The sequence below is a fragment of the Streptomyces ziwulingensis genome, from assembly GCF_039542605.1.
Lineage (GTDB): Bacteria > Actinomycetota > Actinomycetes > Streptomycetales > Streptomycetaceae > Streptomyces > Streptomyces ziwulingensis.
On sequence record NZ_BAABIG010000007.1, the window covers coordinates 26,304 to 39,958 of the forward strand.

Consider the following 13,655-nt stretch of genomic DNA (forward strand, 5'->3'; position numbering starts at 1 on the left):
AGAGCAGGCCGCCCGGCAGCCGGGATTCTCGAAATTGCAGGTCAGAGGCCGGTCCCGACCGGACGGTGACGGGAAGGCGCCGCGAGGGGACGGGCGTGGGTCACGCCGGGGTCGGCCATCCGGACGGAGCGGACCGCTCGTAAGCCTTGGCCAGCCGCCGGCGGACGAGGTACGGCACGCCGTCCACCGTGACCGTCACCGGGTGCGGCGACCGGGCTGTGCTTCCTCAAGGGGTGCCGGGACTTCGCCATCGGATCAGTAGGGAGGTGTCCTGCTCGCCGAGGCGGGGGGTGAAGGGTGTGCCCGACCCCGAACGGCGGTGCTCCGCGTTGAGCGGGGCGCGGGCTTGCCCCCCCATTCGTCGGTGACTTTCCGAGTCCGCCTGGTAACGCGATGTCCTTGAGCGGGACCAGATCGAACAGCCCGCGGTAGCCGGCCGGACGCGAGGCGGCCGGGGATACGGGCGGCCTCGGCCCGGTTCGGCAGCCGCTTCGGGAACGAATTTTCGAGGGGGTGCATGAACGCCGTGTCGCCGGGCACATGGGCTATCGCACCGAGATCCTGGCATGCGGAGCTGGTCGGGATCTACCACCAAGAGCCAAACTCGGGCCGTTGCGAAGCTTTAACGCACGCGCGGCTGAGTCGGAATTGACGATGGAGTTTTTAAATGATCATCCTTGGTCTTATTCTGCTGATCATCGGCCTGCTTGTCGGCATGGGTCTGCTGACGACGATCGGCGGCATCCTCATTCTGGTGGGCGCCATCCTGTGGATCCTGGGTGCGACCGGTCGCGCGGTCGGTGGACGCAAGCATTTCTTCTAGAATCACGGCGCCTCAGGGCGCCTCACCAAGTCGCTGCGATGAGTGACTGTCCATGGCTCCCTCCGCGTCGGAGAATCCACACCGCGAGGAGCTTCTGGACCACTTGAGGCGGGGACGAGGTGAGAGCCCGGTCACGAGGACAGACGGGACCCACGTGGGCGGGGCTGGCGCGCCGGCTTCCCACGCTGGTTCACCAAGGTCTGGTAGCAGTGCATGGCGAGGGCTCCTGGAGTCCTCGTCGCGGAGCCACCAGACGACGAGGCCGCACCGGAACACTCCGGTGCGGCCTCGTCGTGAGATCGGTCGCGCTGATGTCGCACCGTGCGCTCAGTGCGGTGGCGGCAGCGGGTCCAGGGCGTTGTCGACCGTGCAGCCGCCCTCTCCGGGCATCCGCTGGATCCGGGGCGGCATCCACACGTCGGTGGTGCCCGGTTCCACGCGGGCGAGGAGGCAGTCCTGCGGGTCGGAATGGTTGTTGCCTGTGACCGACAGGAGAATACCGACCCGGCCCCCGTCCGCCTTCACCTCGGTACGGATCGCCGGATCCAGGTCAAGGGCGGCGAGCGTACGGCGCACCTCGGTCTCGTCCACCCGGCCGCCCGCCGGTGCCCGGGGAAGTGCCGCGCGGAGTTCCTCGTAAGGCAGCCGGGGTGGTTCGGGTGGCGGCGCGAAGGACAGCGCAGGGCCATCCGGGCAGTCCACGCCGTGAGGAGCCGCACCCCACCGGGACGTCGGTGACACCCGCAGGGCGAAGCAGCGCCGGACGACGACCTTCTCGAGGTCGAACCATTCGTTGTACGCCGAGCCGGACGTGCGGACGATCAGGTCGACGCCGTCTCCGTCGTGTGTGGAAGTACCCGTCACTCGCAGTACTTCCACACCGTCGATGCCCGTGGCGGAGCGTGCGACCTCCTCCGCCGTGCGGGGGCGCTGACCGTGCAGCTGCTTGCCCGCCCTCGTGGCCACCTCCCGTGCGACGTCCGTCGCCTCGCCCTCGGAGGACTGCACCACCCCGCAGCCGGCGGTGACCAGCAACAGTGGGGCGAGCAGCAGCAGTCGGCGCATGGCTCCACCTTTCCGGCGCCGCGCGCGGCGAGCAGCCGCTCACGTACTCGGACGGGTGCGGGTGATCGTACTCGGGTGGTCCGACGAAGCCGCCGGTGCCGGCGGCGAGTGCGGCGATCCGCCGCCCAAGGGCTGTGCACCCCCTCCTTCCCGCGCACCGGCCGGACCGCTGTCGACGAGGCCCGCGCTGCCCGGCCCGCCACGAGCGTGCGCGGCTCCGCCGGAGTGCTGACCGCGAGCGTCCCGCATTCACGCGGCCTGCGGCGAACGGGACACCGCCGCGACTCTCGCCTCCCGCGCCCGCGGCCGTCGCCGCCACCGAAACCGGATCCGCGAGGAATCCGACCGCCGCAAACGGACGAGATGCCGCCCGGTGCGTCGGCACGGGTGCGGGGTACGGGGGTGGCGGGTAGGTGCTCGGATCGAAACCGGAACTGCGTGGAACGGTCGGCGGCTCCGGGCGCGGGCCTACGGGATCATGGACGCGAACGGCCTCCGCAGGGTCCGTCTGTACGATGCTCGGGCGTCTTGCCTCACGTACCTCGCCGACAACGGTGTGCCGGATCACCCGCTCGCCATGGGGGCCGGGCACCCGAACGTGAAGACGACGAAGAGGTGGTACGTGAAGCCGGACGTGGCGGACCTGCTTCCAGCAGCGGAGGCATGGGGAGGTCCGGCGAGGAGCGTGTGACAGATCGTGACAGACGAAGGTGTGATCCGGTGAGCGAAGGCAAGACCGAAACGCTGCAATACCGCTTCGACGGGCCAGAACACCTACCCGTCCTGATCCTGGGACCATCCCTCGGGACCACCTGGCACATGTGGGATCGCCAGGTCCCGGAGCTTGCGCAGCAGTGGCGTGTCTTCCGGTTCGACCTGCCCGGGCACGGCGGCGCCCCCGCCCACCCGGCGGTGTCCGTCGCCGACGTCACCGCGCGGCTGCTCGCCACCCTCGACGGTCTCGGCGTGCACCGTTTCGGTTACGCGGGCTGCGCGCTCGGCGGCGCGGTCGGCGTCGAACTGGCGCTGCGTCACCCCGAGCGCCTCGCCTCCCTCGCGCTGATCGCCGCCTCGCCGCGCTTCGGCACGGCCGACGAGTTCCGCCAGCGCGGCGTGATCGTCCGGACCAACGGGCTGGACCCGATCGCGCGCTCCGCTCCGGACCGGTGGTTCACCGGCGGGTTCGCCGCCGCCCAGCCCGCCATCACGGAGTGGGCCGTGCAGATGGTCCGCACCACCGACCCCGGCTGCTACATCGCCGCCTGCGAGGCGCTCGCCTCGTTCGACGTACGGTCCGAACTGGGCCGGGTCGGCGTGCCCACCCTGGTCCTGGTCGGCTCGGAGGACCAGGTCACCGGCCCCGCCGAGGCCCGTACCCTGGTCGCCGGCATCCCCGACGCCCGGCTCGCGGTGGTTCCGGGCGCCTCGCACCTGGTGCCGGTCGAGCAGCCCGCCGCCGTCACCGACCTCCTCGTACGGCACTTCACCACCGCCTGGCAGCCCGCGCTCGACGCCACCGGCCAGATCGCCCTGCCCGTCGCCCCCGCCAAGCCGGTGCTCTCCGCGACGCCGCCCACCGTGCCGGTCGCCGCGATCGCCCCGGCCGCCGTGCCCCCGCAGGCGCAGGGGCGGCCCGACCCGTACGAGACGGGGCTCAAGGCGCGGCGCGAGGTGCTCGGGGACGCGCACGTCGACCGGGTGCTGGCCGAGGCCGACGACTTCTCCGGCGACTTCCAGGAACTCCTCACCCGGTACGCCTGGGGCGAGGTCTGGAACCGGCCCGGCCTGGACCGCCGTACCCGAAGCTGCGTCACCCTCTCCGCCCTGGTCGCCGGCGGCCACCTGGACGAACTCGCCTCCCACCTGCGGGCCGCCCTGCGCAACGGCCTCACCCCGCAGGAGATCAAGGAAGTCCTGCTGCAGACGGCCGTCTACTGCGGCGTCCCGGCGGCGAACCGCGCGTTCCGGATCGCGCAGCAGGTCGTCCGGGAGGAGACGACGCCCGCGGAGTGACCCGGACCGGGCGGCGGCCGGCGCGGCAGGATGGAGACATGAGGTTCACCAAGAAGTCCCACTCCTGCGTCCGCCTCGAGAAGGACGGGCGGACGCTGGTCATCGATCCCGGAGCGTTCAGCGAGGAGGACGCCGCCCTCGGCGCGGACGCCCTGCTCGTCACCCACGAGCACCCGGACCACTTCGACGAGCGGAGGCTGCGGGCCGCCCTGGAGGCGAACCCGGCCGCCGGGCTCTGGACCCTGGCCGCGGTCGCGGAGCAGCTCTCCGCCGTCTTCCCGGGCCGTGTGCACACCGTCGGCCACGGCGACACCTTCACCGCCGCCGGCTTCGACGTCCAGGTCCACGGCGAGCTGCACGCGGTCATCCACCCGGACATCCCGCGGATCACCAACGTCGGCTACCTCGTCGACGGCGGCCGGGTCTTCCACCCCGGCGACGCCCTCACCGTGCCCGACCACCCGGTCGACACGCTGATGCTCCCCGTGATGGCCCCCTGGAGCAAGATCTCCGAGGTCATCGACTACGTCCGCGAGGTCCGCCCGCAGCGCGCCTACGACATCCACGACGCCCTCCTCACCGACCTCGCCCGCCCGGTCTACGACTCCCAGATCGGCGAACTGGGCGGCTCGGAGCACCTGCGGCTCGCCCCCGGAGACTCCGCGCGCCTGTGAGAGCCGCTGAGAGCGGCTGAGAGCGGCTCAGGCCCGCCGCCGGGAGCGGCCCCGGCGCCGGGCGGCGTTGTCAGTGCCGCCCGGTAAGTTGTGAGGCATGCGCATCGCGACCTGGAACGTGAACTCGATCACCGCCCGCCTCCCCCGGCTGCTGGCCTGGCTGGAGAGCAGCGGCACCGACGTCCTGTGCCTCCAGGAGGCCAAGGTCGCCGAGGAGCAGTTCCCGTTCGAGGCGCTGCGCGAGGCTGGCTACGAGGCCGCCGTCCACGCCACCGGCCGGTGGAACGGCGTGGCGGTGCTCTCCCGGGTCGGCCTGGACGACGTGGTCAGGGGCCTGCCCGGCGACCCGGGCTACGACGGAGTCCAGGAGCCCCGCGCGGTCTCCGCCACCTGCGGTCCGGTCCGCGTCTGGTCGGTGTACGTGCCCAACGGCCGCGAGGTGGACCACCCGCACTACACCTACAAGCTCCAGTGGTTCGAGGCCCTGCGCGCGGCCGTCGCCGGCGACGCCGCCGGCAGCCGCCCGTTCGCGGTCATGGGCGATTACAACGTGGCACCGACCGACGACGACGTCTTCGACCGCGCCGCCTTCGAGGGCGCCACCCACGTCACCCCTGCCGAGCGCGCCGCCCTCGCCTCGCTGCGCGGGACCGGCCTCTCCGACGTGGTGCCGCGCCCCCTGAAGTACGACCACCCGTTCACCTACTGGGACTACCGCCAGCTCGGCTTCCCCAAGAACCGCGGCATGCGGATCGACCTGGTCTACGGCAACGAGCCGTTCGCGAAGGCGGTCTGCGACTCCTACGTGGACCGCGAGGAGCGCAAGGGCAAGGGCGCCTCCGACCACGCCCCGGTCGTCGTCGACCTCGACGTCCAGCCGCAGGCACGGCCACGGTGACCGTCACGGTCACCGGACGGCGCCGCCCCTCCCGGTCTCACCCGGCGAGCAGCCGCAGGTCGACCGAGTCGGCGAGCGCCGCCAGGCCCGCGTCCCCGGGGTGCAGGTGGTCGCCGCTGTCGTAGGCGGGCCGCATGCGCGCCGGGTCCGCCGGGTCCCGCACCACGGCGTCGAAGTCCAGCACGGCGTCGAAGACGCCGCCCGGCCCGCCGGCCTCGCGGATCCAGGCGTTCACCTCGGCCCGCTCGGCCGCCACGGCCGGCGTGCACTCCGCCCGGCCGCCGCACGGCAGGAGCGTCGCCACCAGCACCCGCAGCCCCCGGGCGCGCGCCCGCTCGGCGAGCAGGCGCAGCCCCTCGGTCACGCGTCCCGCGTCCGTCCCCGCCAGCAGGTCGTTCACCCCCTCGAAGACGACGGCCGTGCGCACCGAGGTCTGGGCGGCCACATCGCGGTCGAAGCGGTTCAGGGCGCTCACCCCGCCCTGGTTCGCGGAGACCCCGTCGCCGGGGTAGCGGTCGCCGACCACCTGGTTGCCCGCGACGCCGTGGTTGAGCACCCCGTACGCCGGCACCACCCGCTGCTCCCGCAGCCGCGCCGCCAGTACGTCGGGCCAGCGCCGGTCGGTGTCCGGCGTGGACCCGTCCCCGTCGGTGATCGAGTCCCCGAGGAGCACCACCGACCCCGGCCCGCCGCCGACGTCCACGCCGGTCAGCAGCGGCCAGGCGGTGAGGGTGGCGGTGTAGGCCGCGGCGGAGCCGTCCGCCGTGTGGTCGCCCGGCTCGCTCAGGTACGACCGCCGCAGTGCGAGCCGGTGCACGGGCGCCGCCGCCACCGTGTCCGGCAGATGGAAGCTGACCAGCAGCTCGGCCCCGGCGGGCACCTCGAAGGCCAGCGGGTCGCTGTACGCCTGCGCTCCCGCCGGGATCAGCACGCCCGGCCCGCCGCCGAAGGACAGCGGCACCGGCGCTCCCCGGGCCTCGGCGCCCGCCGCCCGCACCGCCACGCTCGCGCCGCCGAGCCGTACCGGCGCGGCCGCGAAGGTGTTGTCGAACCGCATCCGCACCCGGGGCCCGCCCGCCGAGGCGCGCACCACCAGCCGCAGCGTCCGGTCCGTCCACGGACCCACCGCGGGGTGGCCGGAGGTGGACGCCGCCCAGGTGCCCGTCCAGCCCTCTCCCGCGCCTCGCCCCGCGTCCCGCACCGCCAGGGCGAACACATGCAGGCCGGTCGCGCGCGGCAGCCGCACCGAGGCCACCTCGCGGTCCGCCGCGAGCGGCACGGTCACCACGTACAGCCGGGCCGGCCCGGCGATCCGCCCGCCGGGGGTGTTGACGTGCGGCAGGGCCACCGCCTTCGTCGCGAGCGGGCCGGTGCGCCAGTCGGGGGCGGTGAGGAGGTAACCGGAGCGGCCGCCGTCCGCGTACGTCACCTCGCCCGCCCCGCCCGCGTCGCCGCCGGTGCCCGCCACCAGGAACGCGAGCGCGTCACCGCTTCCCGTGACGCCGACCTCCTGCCCGTCGGCCCGCACGTTGTCCGGCTCGCCCGGGGCCCGCGCGGGCCAGGTCAGCCGGGCTCCCTGGACGCTCAGCGCGACGCCCGGTGTCCAGCCCGCGGCGGCGAGGTCCGCGGCGGACAGGGAGGCACCCGTGCCGTCGAAGTCCGCCGCCTCCGGCCGGGAGTCCTCGCTCACCGCCGAGTTGTCGAAGTACCGCTCCAACGGCAGCACGGCCGCGCCCCGCCCGTCGACGGCGGCGGCGGCGGAGGCAGGGGCTGCGCCGGAGGCAGGGGCTGCGCCGGAGTCCGGAGCGGCGCCGGACGCCGGGGCGGCGCCCGGTGACAGGGCGGCCAGCAGGGCCAGTACGACCGCGGCACTTCCAACCCCTCGGCGCACAGCGGTTTCCCCCTTCGGCGTGCAACGCGTCGCCAGGCACAGGGCCTGTCCGGCAAACCCTAGGGCCTGTCCGACAGGCGCCGGGCGGAACGCGCCGTGCGGAACGCGCCGTGCGGCCGGGAAGGCTTGGGCGAGGCGTCAACACGCCGTGCGGGGGCGGGCCGTGCGGTCCGCCGGCAGCGATCACCGGCGTGCCTGTGGTGCGCGGGGCGCTCGAATGAAAGGCTGGAGGTATGAACATCCCCTTCCTGGGCAAGCGGCGCGCACACTTCGGGGCGTACGACCCGGAGGGCATCGCCGGCCTGCTCGCCGAGTGCGAACTGCTCCGCTCCCTGGCCGACCGGGAGGGCGTCCGGCTCGACGACTCCCCGGGCTCGCTGGAGGAACTGGACCAGGTGGTGCCGCGCTGGCGGGACGACGAGGAGATCCTGCCCTGGCTGGGCAACGACGCCGGGCTGTACCTCGGCACCGTGCTCGTGCGTACCGTGCCGGAGGCCGCCTGGTCGTTCACCGAGGGCGGAGAGCCGGTCGTGCGGCTCGGCTCCGGGCGCGAGGTCGACGTGGTCGCCGCCGGCCAGGAGTGGGCCGCGAGCGGCGTGCCGGAGCTGTCGCAGTCGTACGCCGAGGTCGCGGAGGACTGAGCCCCGAGCCGCCCCATGTCCAACAATCGCCGTAAATACGGCTAATGCCCGAAAAGTGCGTGTCGCCTGGGAGAGGCCACTTCCTCCGACTACGTTGCGGCAACCAGGACACCGGGTGAGAAGAAGGGCCGGCCCGGCCGGTCCGCCGACCCGTGTCCCACCCGTCCGCCGCACCAGAACCCGCCCGGCGCCGGCCGCAGATCACTCCCGCGGGAGAAGGTCAGCTTGCGCCAGGCGGGTCGGACACCGCGTCTCAGGAGGCCCGGTGCGAGTTGCGCGGCGAGGCCGCCGGTGCCGGCGCGGGCAGCGGACTCGTCGCCGCGCGGGTCACGTCCCCGACGACCTCCACCACGTCCGGGCCGTACGCCTGGGAGTTGACCACCTTCAGCAGCAGCACGAACGTGGTGTCGCCGTGCCTGCGGGCCAGCCGCTCGTGGTGGCGGGCCAGATAGCGGGTGGCGGCCTGGTTGGCGACGGCCCGCTGGCCGCAGAAGAGGAACGCCGGACGCATCTCGCGGCTGTCACCGGCGGTGAGCCGGGCCAGCAGCACGTACTCCGTGACCCCCGGGTCCATGCGGTACCGCTCGGAGCCGACCTGGAAGGCGGCCCGGTCCGGACCCGGCGCCGGGTCCACGTTGACCCGCACACCGGGCAGCATCGCCGCCATGTGCGCCGTCATCCGCCGGTTCGACGCCGGACCCCCCAGGCAGAATTCGGTGCGCTCGCCGAAACCCTGGTGGACCCCGTCCTGGAGCACCACCTGCACATGCGCGCCGCAGTCCTTGATCAGCGCCGACAGCTCCAGCAGCGCGAACACGTCGATGCGGTGGACGGCCGGTTCGGCGGTGGCCGAGTCCCGGTTGACGACGAGCAGTGACTCGGAGTTCGCCGGCAGCCCGAAGAACGCCTGCTTGCGGCGGAGCCTGCGCCGCCACAGATACGTACGGGCGATCCAGCCCAGCGCGGCGCTGAGACCGGCGGCGATCACGCCCAGAACGATGTTGCGCACGTCGTCACTCATGGGCGCGCATGCTAGCGGGCGTCGAAGACATGTGCGTGCCGGAGCTTCCTGACGGGGTGAATGCGATGAACTAGGGTGACCGGACGGTCATTTCAGCGGAGGTACGGATGCGGCGTCCTGTCACACGCAAACTGACGGTCCTGGCGGTCTCGGCCGCCGTCGTGTCGGTGGGAGCGGCCGCGCCGCCCGCCGCACCGGGCGGGCCACCGGCGAAGACCCCGGTCGCCGCCGGCTACGGAGGCGCCGTCGCGAGCGTCGACGCGGACGCCTCGGCCGCCGGCATCGAGGTGCTGAGGAAGGGCGGCAACGCCGTCGACGCGGCCGTCGCCACCGCCGCCGCGCTCGGCGTCACCGAGCCCTACTCGGCCGGCGTCGGCGGCGGCGGCTACTTCGTCCACTACGACGCCAAGTCCCGTACGGTACGCACGATCGACGGCCGGGAGACCGCGCCGCTGACCGCCGACGAGAACCTGTTCACGGAGAACGGCAAGCCGCTCGCGTTCGCCGACGCGGTCAGCAGCGGCCTCGCCGTAGGCACCCCCGGCACCCCCGCCACCTGGGCGAAGGCCCTCGACAAGTGGGGCAGCCGCAAGCTCTCCGCCGTCCTGGCCCCGGCCGAGCGCCTGGCCCGCGACGGCTTCACCGTCGATGACACCTTCCGCTCCCAGACCGCTGCCAACGAGACCCGCTTCCGCTACTTCCCGGACACCGCCGAGCTGTTCCTCCCCGGCGGAGAACTCCCGGTCGTCGGCTCCACCTTCAAGAACCCCGACCTCGCCCGCACCTACCGCGAGCTGGGCCGCGAGGGAGTCGACGCGCTCTACCGCGGCGACCTCGGCGAGGACGTCCTCGCCACCGTCAACGAGCCGCCCGTCGACCCCGCCTCCGGCTGGACCGCCCGCCCCGGCGACCTGACCGCGAAGGACCTGGCCGCCTACCGCGCCAAGCTCCAGGCACCCACCAGGACCGGCTACCGCGGCCTGGACGTCTACTCCATCGCGCCCTCCTCCTCCGGCGGCACCACGGTCGGCGAGGCGCTCAACATCCTGGAGCGGACCGACCTGTCGAACGCGAGCAAGGCCCGCTACCTGCACCGCTTCATCGAGGCCAGCCGCATCGCCTTCGCCGACCGCGGCCGCTGGGTCGGCGACCCCGCCTTCGAGGACGTCCCCACCCAGGGACTGCTCTCCCAGCGGTACGCCGACTCCCGCGCCTGCCTGATCAGCGACGACGCGGCGCTCACCAGCCCGCTGGCCCCCGGCGACCCCCGCCACCCCGCCGCCTGCGCCGCCGGTGGCACGGCGGCGCCGACGACGTACGAGGGGGAGAACACCACCCATCTGACGACCGCCGACAAGTGGGGGAACGTCGTCGCCTACACGCTCACCATCGAGCAGACCGGCGGCAGCGGCATCACCGTGCCGGACCGCGGTTTCCTGCTCAACAACGAGCTGACCGACTTCTCCTTCGCCCCGGCCAACCCGGCGGTCCACGACCCGAACCTGCCCGGCCCCGGCAAGCGGCCGCGGTCCTCGATCGCGCCGACCATCGTCCTGGACAAGCACGACAAGCCGGTGGTGGCGGTGGGCTCGCCCGGCGGCGCCACCATCATCACCACCGTCCTGCAGACCCTGACCGGCTTCCTCGACCGCGGCCTGCCGCTCGTCGACGCGATCGCCGCGCCGCGCGCCAGCCAGCGCAACGCCGCGCAGACGGAGGCCGAACCCGGCCTCTACGACAGCGCGCTGCGCGCCCGACTGGAGGCCCTCGGGCACTCCTTCAAGGCCAATCCGGAGATCGGCGCGGCCACCGGCGTCCAGCGGCTGCCCGACGGCCGGTGGCTCGCCGCCGCGGAGAAGACACGGCGCGGCGGCGGCTCGGCCATGGTGGTACGCCCCTCCCGCTGATCAGGACGGACCGGGGGCGGGCGGCACCGGCGTACGGAACGCCAGGCGCCCGTCCTCGACGTCGACCGTCACCCGGCCGCCCGCCGGGAGCCGCCCGTCGAGGAGCAGCCGGGAGAGCTGGTTGTCGACCTCGCGCTGGATGGTGCGGCGCAGCGGACGGGCACCGTACTCGGGCTGGTAGCCGCGGGCGGCCAGCCAGTCCACGGCCGCGTCGGTGAAGTCCACCGTCATGTCCTGGGCCCGCACCATGCGGCGGGTCTGCTCCAGGAGCAGGCTGGTGATCTGCCGCAACTGCTCGCCGCTGAGCTGGCGGAAGACGACGATCTCGTCGATGCGGTTGAGGAACTCCGGCCGGAAGTGCTCGCGCAGCGGGCGCAGCACCTGCTCGCGCCGGGCCTCCTCGTCGGCCTCGGAACCGCCCGCGCCGAAGCCGATACCGGCGCCGCGCCGGGTGATCACGTCGGAGCCCAGGTTGCTGGTCATCACCACGACCGTGTTGGTGAAGTCGACCGTGCGCCCCTGCGCGTCGGTCAGCCGTCCGTCGTCCAGCACCTGGAGGAGGATGTTGAAGACGTCCGGGTGCGCCTTCTCCACCTCGTCCAGGAGCAGCAGCGAGTACGGGTGGCGGCGCACCACCTCGGTGAGCTGGCCGGCCTCCTCGTGGCCGACGTAACCGGGCGGGGCGCCGACCAGGCGGCTGACCGTGTGCCGCTCCTGGTACTCGCTCATGTCGAGGCGGACCATCCGGTCCTCGCTGCCGAACAGCGCCTCGGACAGCGCCCGCGCCAGTTCGGTCTTGCCGACGCCGGTGGGACCGAGGAACAGGAAGGAGCCGATCGGCCGGTCGGGGCTGGCCAGCCCCGCGCGGGAGCGCAGCACCGCGTCGGAGACCACCCGTACGGCCTCGTCCTGGCCGACCACCCGCTCGTGCAGGTGCCGCTCCAGGCCGAGCAGGCGCTCCTTCTCCTCCTGGGTGAGGCTGGCGACCGGGATGCCGGTCTGCCGGGACACCACCTCGGCGATGGACTCCGTGCCGACCACCAGTTTCATGCCCTCGTCGGCCTCGCCGCCCCCGGCCGCCTCGGTGATCCGCCGCTTCAGCTCGCCGATCCGGTCCCGCAGCCGCATGGCCTGCTCGTACTGTTCGTCGGCGACGGCCTGGTCCTTGTCCCGGACCAGTTGCTCGACCTCGTGCTCCATGGCCCGCACCTCCGTGCCCTTGGTGCGGGCCCGCAGCCGTACCCGGGCGCCGGCCTGGTCGATCAGGTCGATGGCCTTGTCCGGCAGCCGCCGGTCGGTGAGGTAGCGGTCGGACAGCTCCACGGCCGCCACCAGCGCCTCGTCGGTGTAGCGGACCTGGTGGTGGGCCTCGTAGCGGTCGCGCAGCCCGCGCAGGATCTCGATGGCGTCGGCGGCGGTGGGCTCCGGCACCAGGATCGGCTGGAAGCGGCGGGCCAGGGCCGCGTCCTTCTCGATCCGGCGGTACTCCGCCAGGGTGGTGGCGCCCACGATGTGCAGCTCGCCGCGGGCCAGGGCGGGCTTGAGGATGTTCCCGGCGTCCATCCCGCCGCCCTCGCCGCCACCGCCCGCGCCGACGACCGTGTGCAGTTCGTCGATGAAGACGATGAGCTGGTCGGAGTGGGCGCGGATCTCGCCGACGATCGTGTTCAGCCGCTCCTCGAAGTCGCCCCGGTAGCGGGTGCCCGCCACCACGCCGGTCAGGTCCAGCGCGACCACCCGGCGGCCGGCCAGCACGTCCGGCACGTCGCCGTCGGTGATGCGCTGCGCCAGCCCCTCCACGACGGCGGTCTTGCCGACGCCCGCGTCACCGATCAGCACCGGGTTGTTCTTGCCCCGGCGGGAGAGCACCTCGACGGTCTGCTCGATCTCGTCCTCCCGGCCGATCACCGGGTCGATCCGGCCCTGCCCGGCCAGGTCGGTGAGGTCGCGGCTGTACTTGTCCAGGGTCGGGGTGTCGCCGCCGGCCCGCTGCCCGTCCACCCGGGACCGGTCGGTCTCCGGGGCCTCCGGCGACAGGCCGGAGGGGGCGAGGCGGGCGGCGTTCAGGATGTGCCCGGCCGCCGAGTCGGGGTTGGCCGCCAGCGCGCTGAGCACGTGCTCGGGGCCGATGTATCCGGTGCCGGAGGCCCTGGCCAGCCCGTGCGCGTCCAACAGGGCGCGTTTGACCGCCGGGGTCAGGGAGAGCGAGGTGGGCGGCGGGGCCTCGCCGGGGCTGTGCTGGGCGGGGCCGGTCCGCTCGTCGATCTGCGAGGCCAGCACGTCGGGGTCGGCGCCGGCCCGGCTGAGCAGGCCCCGGGTCGGCTCGGTGGCGAGCGCGGCGCGCAGCAGGTGCTCGGTGTCCAGGTCCCGGCTGCCGTGTTCGGCGGCGTACTGGGCGGCGCCGCGCACCAGCTCGCGGGCGGGCTGGCTCAGCAGCCGTCCGATGTCGATCTGGCGGGGACCGGGGCGCGGTCCGCCGAAGAAGCGGGCGAGGAACTCTCCGAAGGGGTCGTAGCCCTCCGGTCCGGTGAAGCCGCTGGTCATGGCCTTCCCATCCGACGTCCCGGCCGAGAACTGGGGAGGACCCGGGACGCCCTCGCTGATCGACGTGCCGGAGTCGGGTGACCCGCGCGGGAGCCGGTCACACCCCTGGGAGCGCGTTCGTAGAACACCCTCGCACGAGGAAGGGGAGGGGGCACCTCCGGGCGGGACACCCCGGTCA

10 protein-coding genes are annotated in these 13,655 nt (G+C 73.6%); 6 read left to right on the forward strand and 4 right to left on the reverse strand.

The features are described 5' to 3' along the window. Positions 1 to 667: 667 nt before the first annotated feature. Positions 668 to 823: a hypothetical protein gene (locus tag ABEB00_RS03040; protein ID WP_010059700.1), complete on the forward strand. Its 156-nt coding sequence runs from the start codon at positions 668 to 670 to the stop codon at positions 821 to 823. Positions 824 to 1,150: 327 nt separating this feature from the next. Here the strand turns inward: ABEB00_RS03040 and ABEB00_RS03045 are convergent, their stop codons facing one another. Continuing rightward, the gene (locus tag ABEB00_RS03045) at positions 1,151 to 1,888 is read right to left on the reverse strand and encodes a translation initiation factor IF-2 (protein WP_345617252.1); all 738 of its coding nucleotides are present in this window, start codon (positions 1,886 to 1,888) and stop codon (positions 1,151 to 1,153) included. Positions 1,889 to 2,608: 720 nt separating this feature from the next. Here ABEB00_RS03045 and pcaDC point away from each other — a divergent pair. The 3 genes from pcaDC to ABEB00_RS03060 all read left to right on the forward strand — a co-directional run bounded on the left by pcaDC (position 2,609) and on the right by ABEB00_RS03060 (position 5,473). After that, a complete protein-coding gene (gene pcaDC, locus ABEB00_RS03050; RefSeq protein WP_345617253.1) occupies positions 2,609 to 3,901 on the forward strand; it encodes a bifunctional 3-oxoadipate enol-lactonase/4-carboxymuconolactone decarboxylase PcaDC in 1,293 nt (430 codons plus the stop codon). A 38-nt stretch (positions 3,902 to 3,939) separates the two neighbouring features. Then, positions 3,940 to 4,575: an MBL fold metallo-hydrolase gene (locus tag ABEB00_RS03055; RefSeq protein WP_345617254.1), complete on the forward strand. Its 636-nt coding sequence runs from the start codon at positions 3,940 to 3,942 to the stop codon at positions 4,573 to 4,575. Positions 4,576 to 4,672: 97 nt separating this feature from the next. Continuing rightward, a complete protein-coding gene (locus ABEB00_RS03060) occupies positions 4,673 to 5,473 on the forward strand; it encodes an exodeoxyribonuclease III (protein WP_345617256.1) in 801 nt (266 codons plus the stop codon). A 37-nt stretch (positions 5,474 to 5,510) separates the two neighbouring features. Here the strand turns inward: ABEB00_RS03060 and ABEB00_RS03065 are convergent, their stop codons facing one another. Then, positions 5,511 to 7,364 carry an SGNH/GDSL hydrolase family protein gene (locus tag ABEB00_RS03065; protein ID WP_345617257.1) on the reverse strand — a complete coding sequence of 618 codons (1,854 nt, stop codon included), beginning with the start codon at positions 7,362 to 7,364 and terminating at the stop codon, positions 5,511 to 5,513. Positions 7,365 to 7,597: 233 nt separating this feature from the next. Between ABEB00_RS03065 and ABEB00_RS03070 the strand changes: the two genes are divergently transcribed. After that, positions 7,598 to 8,005 carry a DUF6278 family protein gene (locus tag ABEB00_RS03070; RefSeq protein ID WP_345617258.1) on the forward strand — a complete coding sequence of 136 codons (408 nt, stop codon included), beginning with the start codon at positions 7,598 to 7,600 and terminating at the stop codon, positions 8,003 to 8,005. Between the two features lie 253 nt (positions 8,006 to 8,258). On the opposite strand, the gene ABEB00_RS03075 is transcribed toward ABEB00_RS03070, so the two are convergent. Continuing rightward, positions 8,259 to 9,026, reverse strand: a complete 768-nt coding sequence (locus ABEB00_RS03075; protein ID WP_345617259.1) for a hypothetical protein — start codon at positions 9,024 to 9,026, stop codon at positions 8,259 to 8,261. A gap of 107 nt (positions 9,027 to 9,133) precedes the next feature. Here ABEB00_RS03075 and ggt point away from each other — a divergent pair, with 107 nt between their 5' ends. Beyond that, positions 9,134 to 10,933 carry a gamma-glutamyltransferase gene (ggt, locus tag ABEB00_RS03080; protein WP_345617260.1) on the forward strand — a complete coding sequence of 600 codons (1,800 nt, stop codon included), beginning with the start codon at positions 9,134 to 9,136 and terminating at the stop codon, positions 10,931 to 10,933. Here the strand turns inward: ggt and ABEB00_RS03085 are convergent, their stop codons facing one another. Beyond that, positions 10,934 to 13,477, reverse strand: a complete 2,544-nt coding sequence (locus ABEB00_RS03085) for an ATP-dependent Clp protease ATP-binding subunit (protein ID WP_345617261.1) — start codon at positions 13,475 to 13,477, stop codon at positions 10,934 to 10,936. Positions 13,478 to 13,655: the final 178 nt, after the last annotated feature.

Bases quoted from the DNA above. Each gene is read 5' to 3' on its own strand.
- ABEB00_RS03040 (WP_010059700.1), top strand. From the start codon at position 668: ATGATCATCCTTGGTCTTATTCTGCTGATCATCGGCCTGCTTGTCGGC.
- ABEB00_RS03045 (WP_345617252.1), bottom strand. From the start codon at position 1,888: ATGCGCCGACTGCTGCTGCTCGCCCCACTGTTGCTGGTCACCGCCGGC.
- ABEB00_RS03055 (WP_345617254.1), top strand. From the start codon at position 3,940: ATGAGGTTCACCAAGAAGTCCCACTCCTGCGTCCGCCTCGAGAAGGAC.
- ABEB00_RS03060 (WP_345617256.1), top strand. From the start codon at position 4,673: ATGCGCATCGCGACCTGGAACGTGAACTCGATCACCGCCCGCCTCCCC.
- ABEB00_RS03070 (WP_345617258.1), top strand. From the start codon at position 7,598: ATGAACATCCCCTTCCTGGGCAAGCGGCGCGCACACTTCGGGGCGTAC.
- ABEB00_RS03075 (WP_345617259.1), bottom strand. From the start codon at position 9,026: ATGAGTGACGACGTGCGCAACATCGTTCTGGGCGTGATCGCCGCCGGT.
- ggt (WP_345617260.1), top strand. From the start codon at position 9,134: ATGCGGCGTCCTGTCACACGCAAACTGACGGTCCTGGCGGTCTCGGCC.
- ABEB00_RS03085 (WP_345617261.1), bottom strand. From the start codon at position 13,477: ATGACCAGCGGCTTCACCGGACCGGAGGGCTACGACCCCTTCGGAGAG.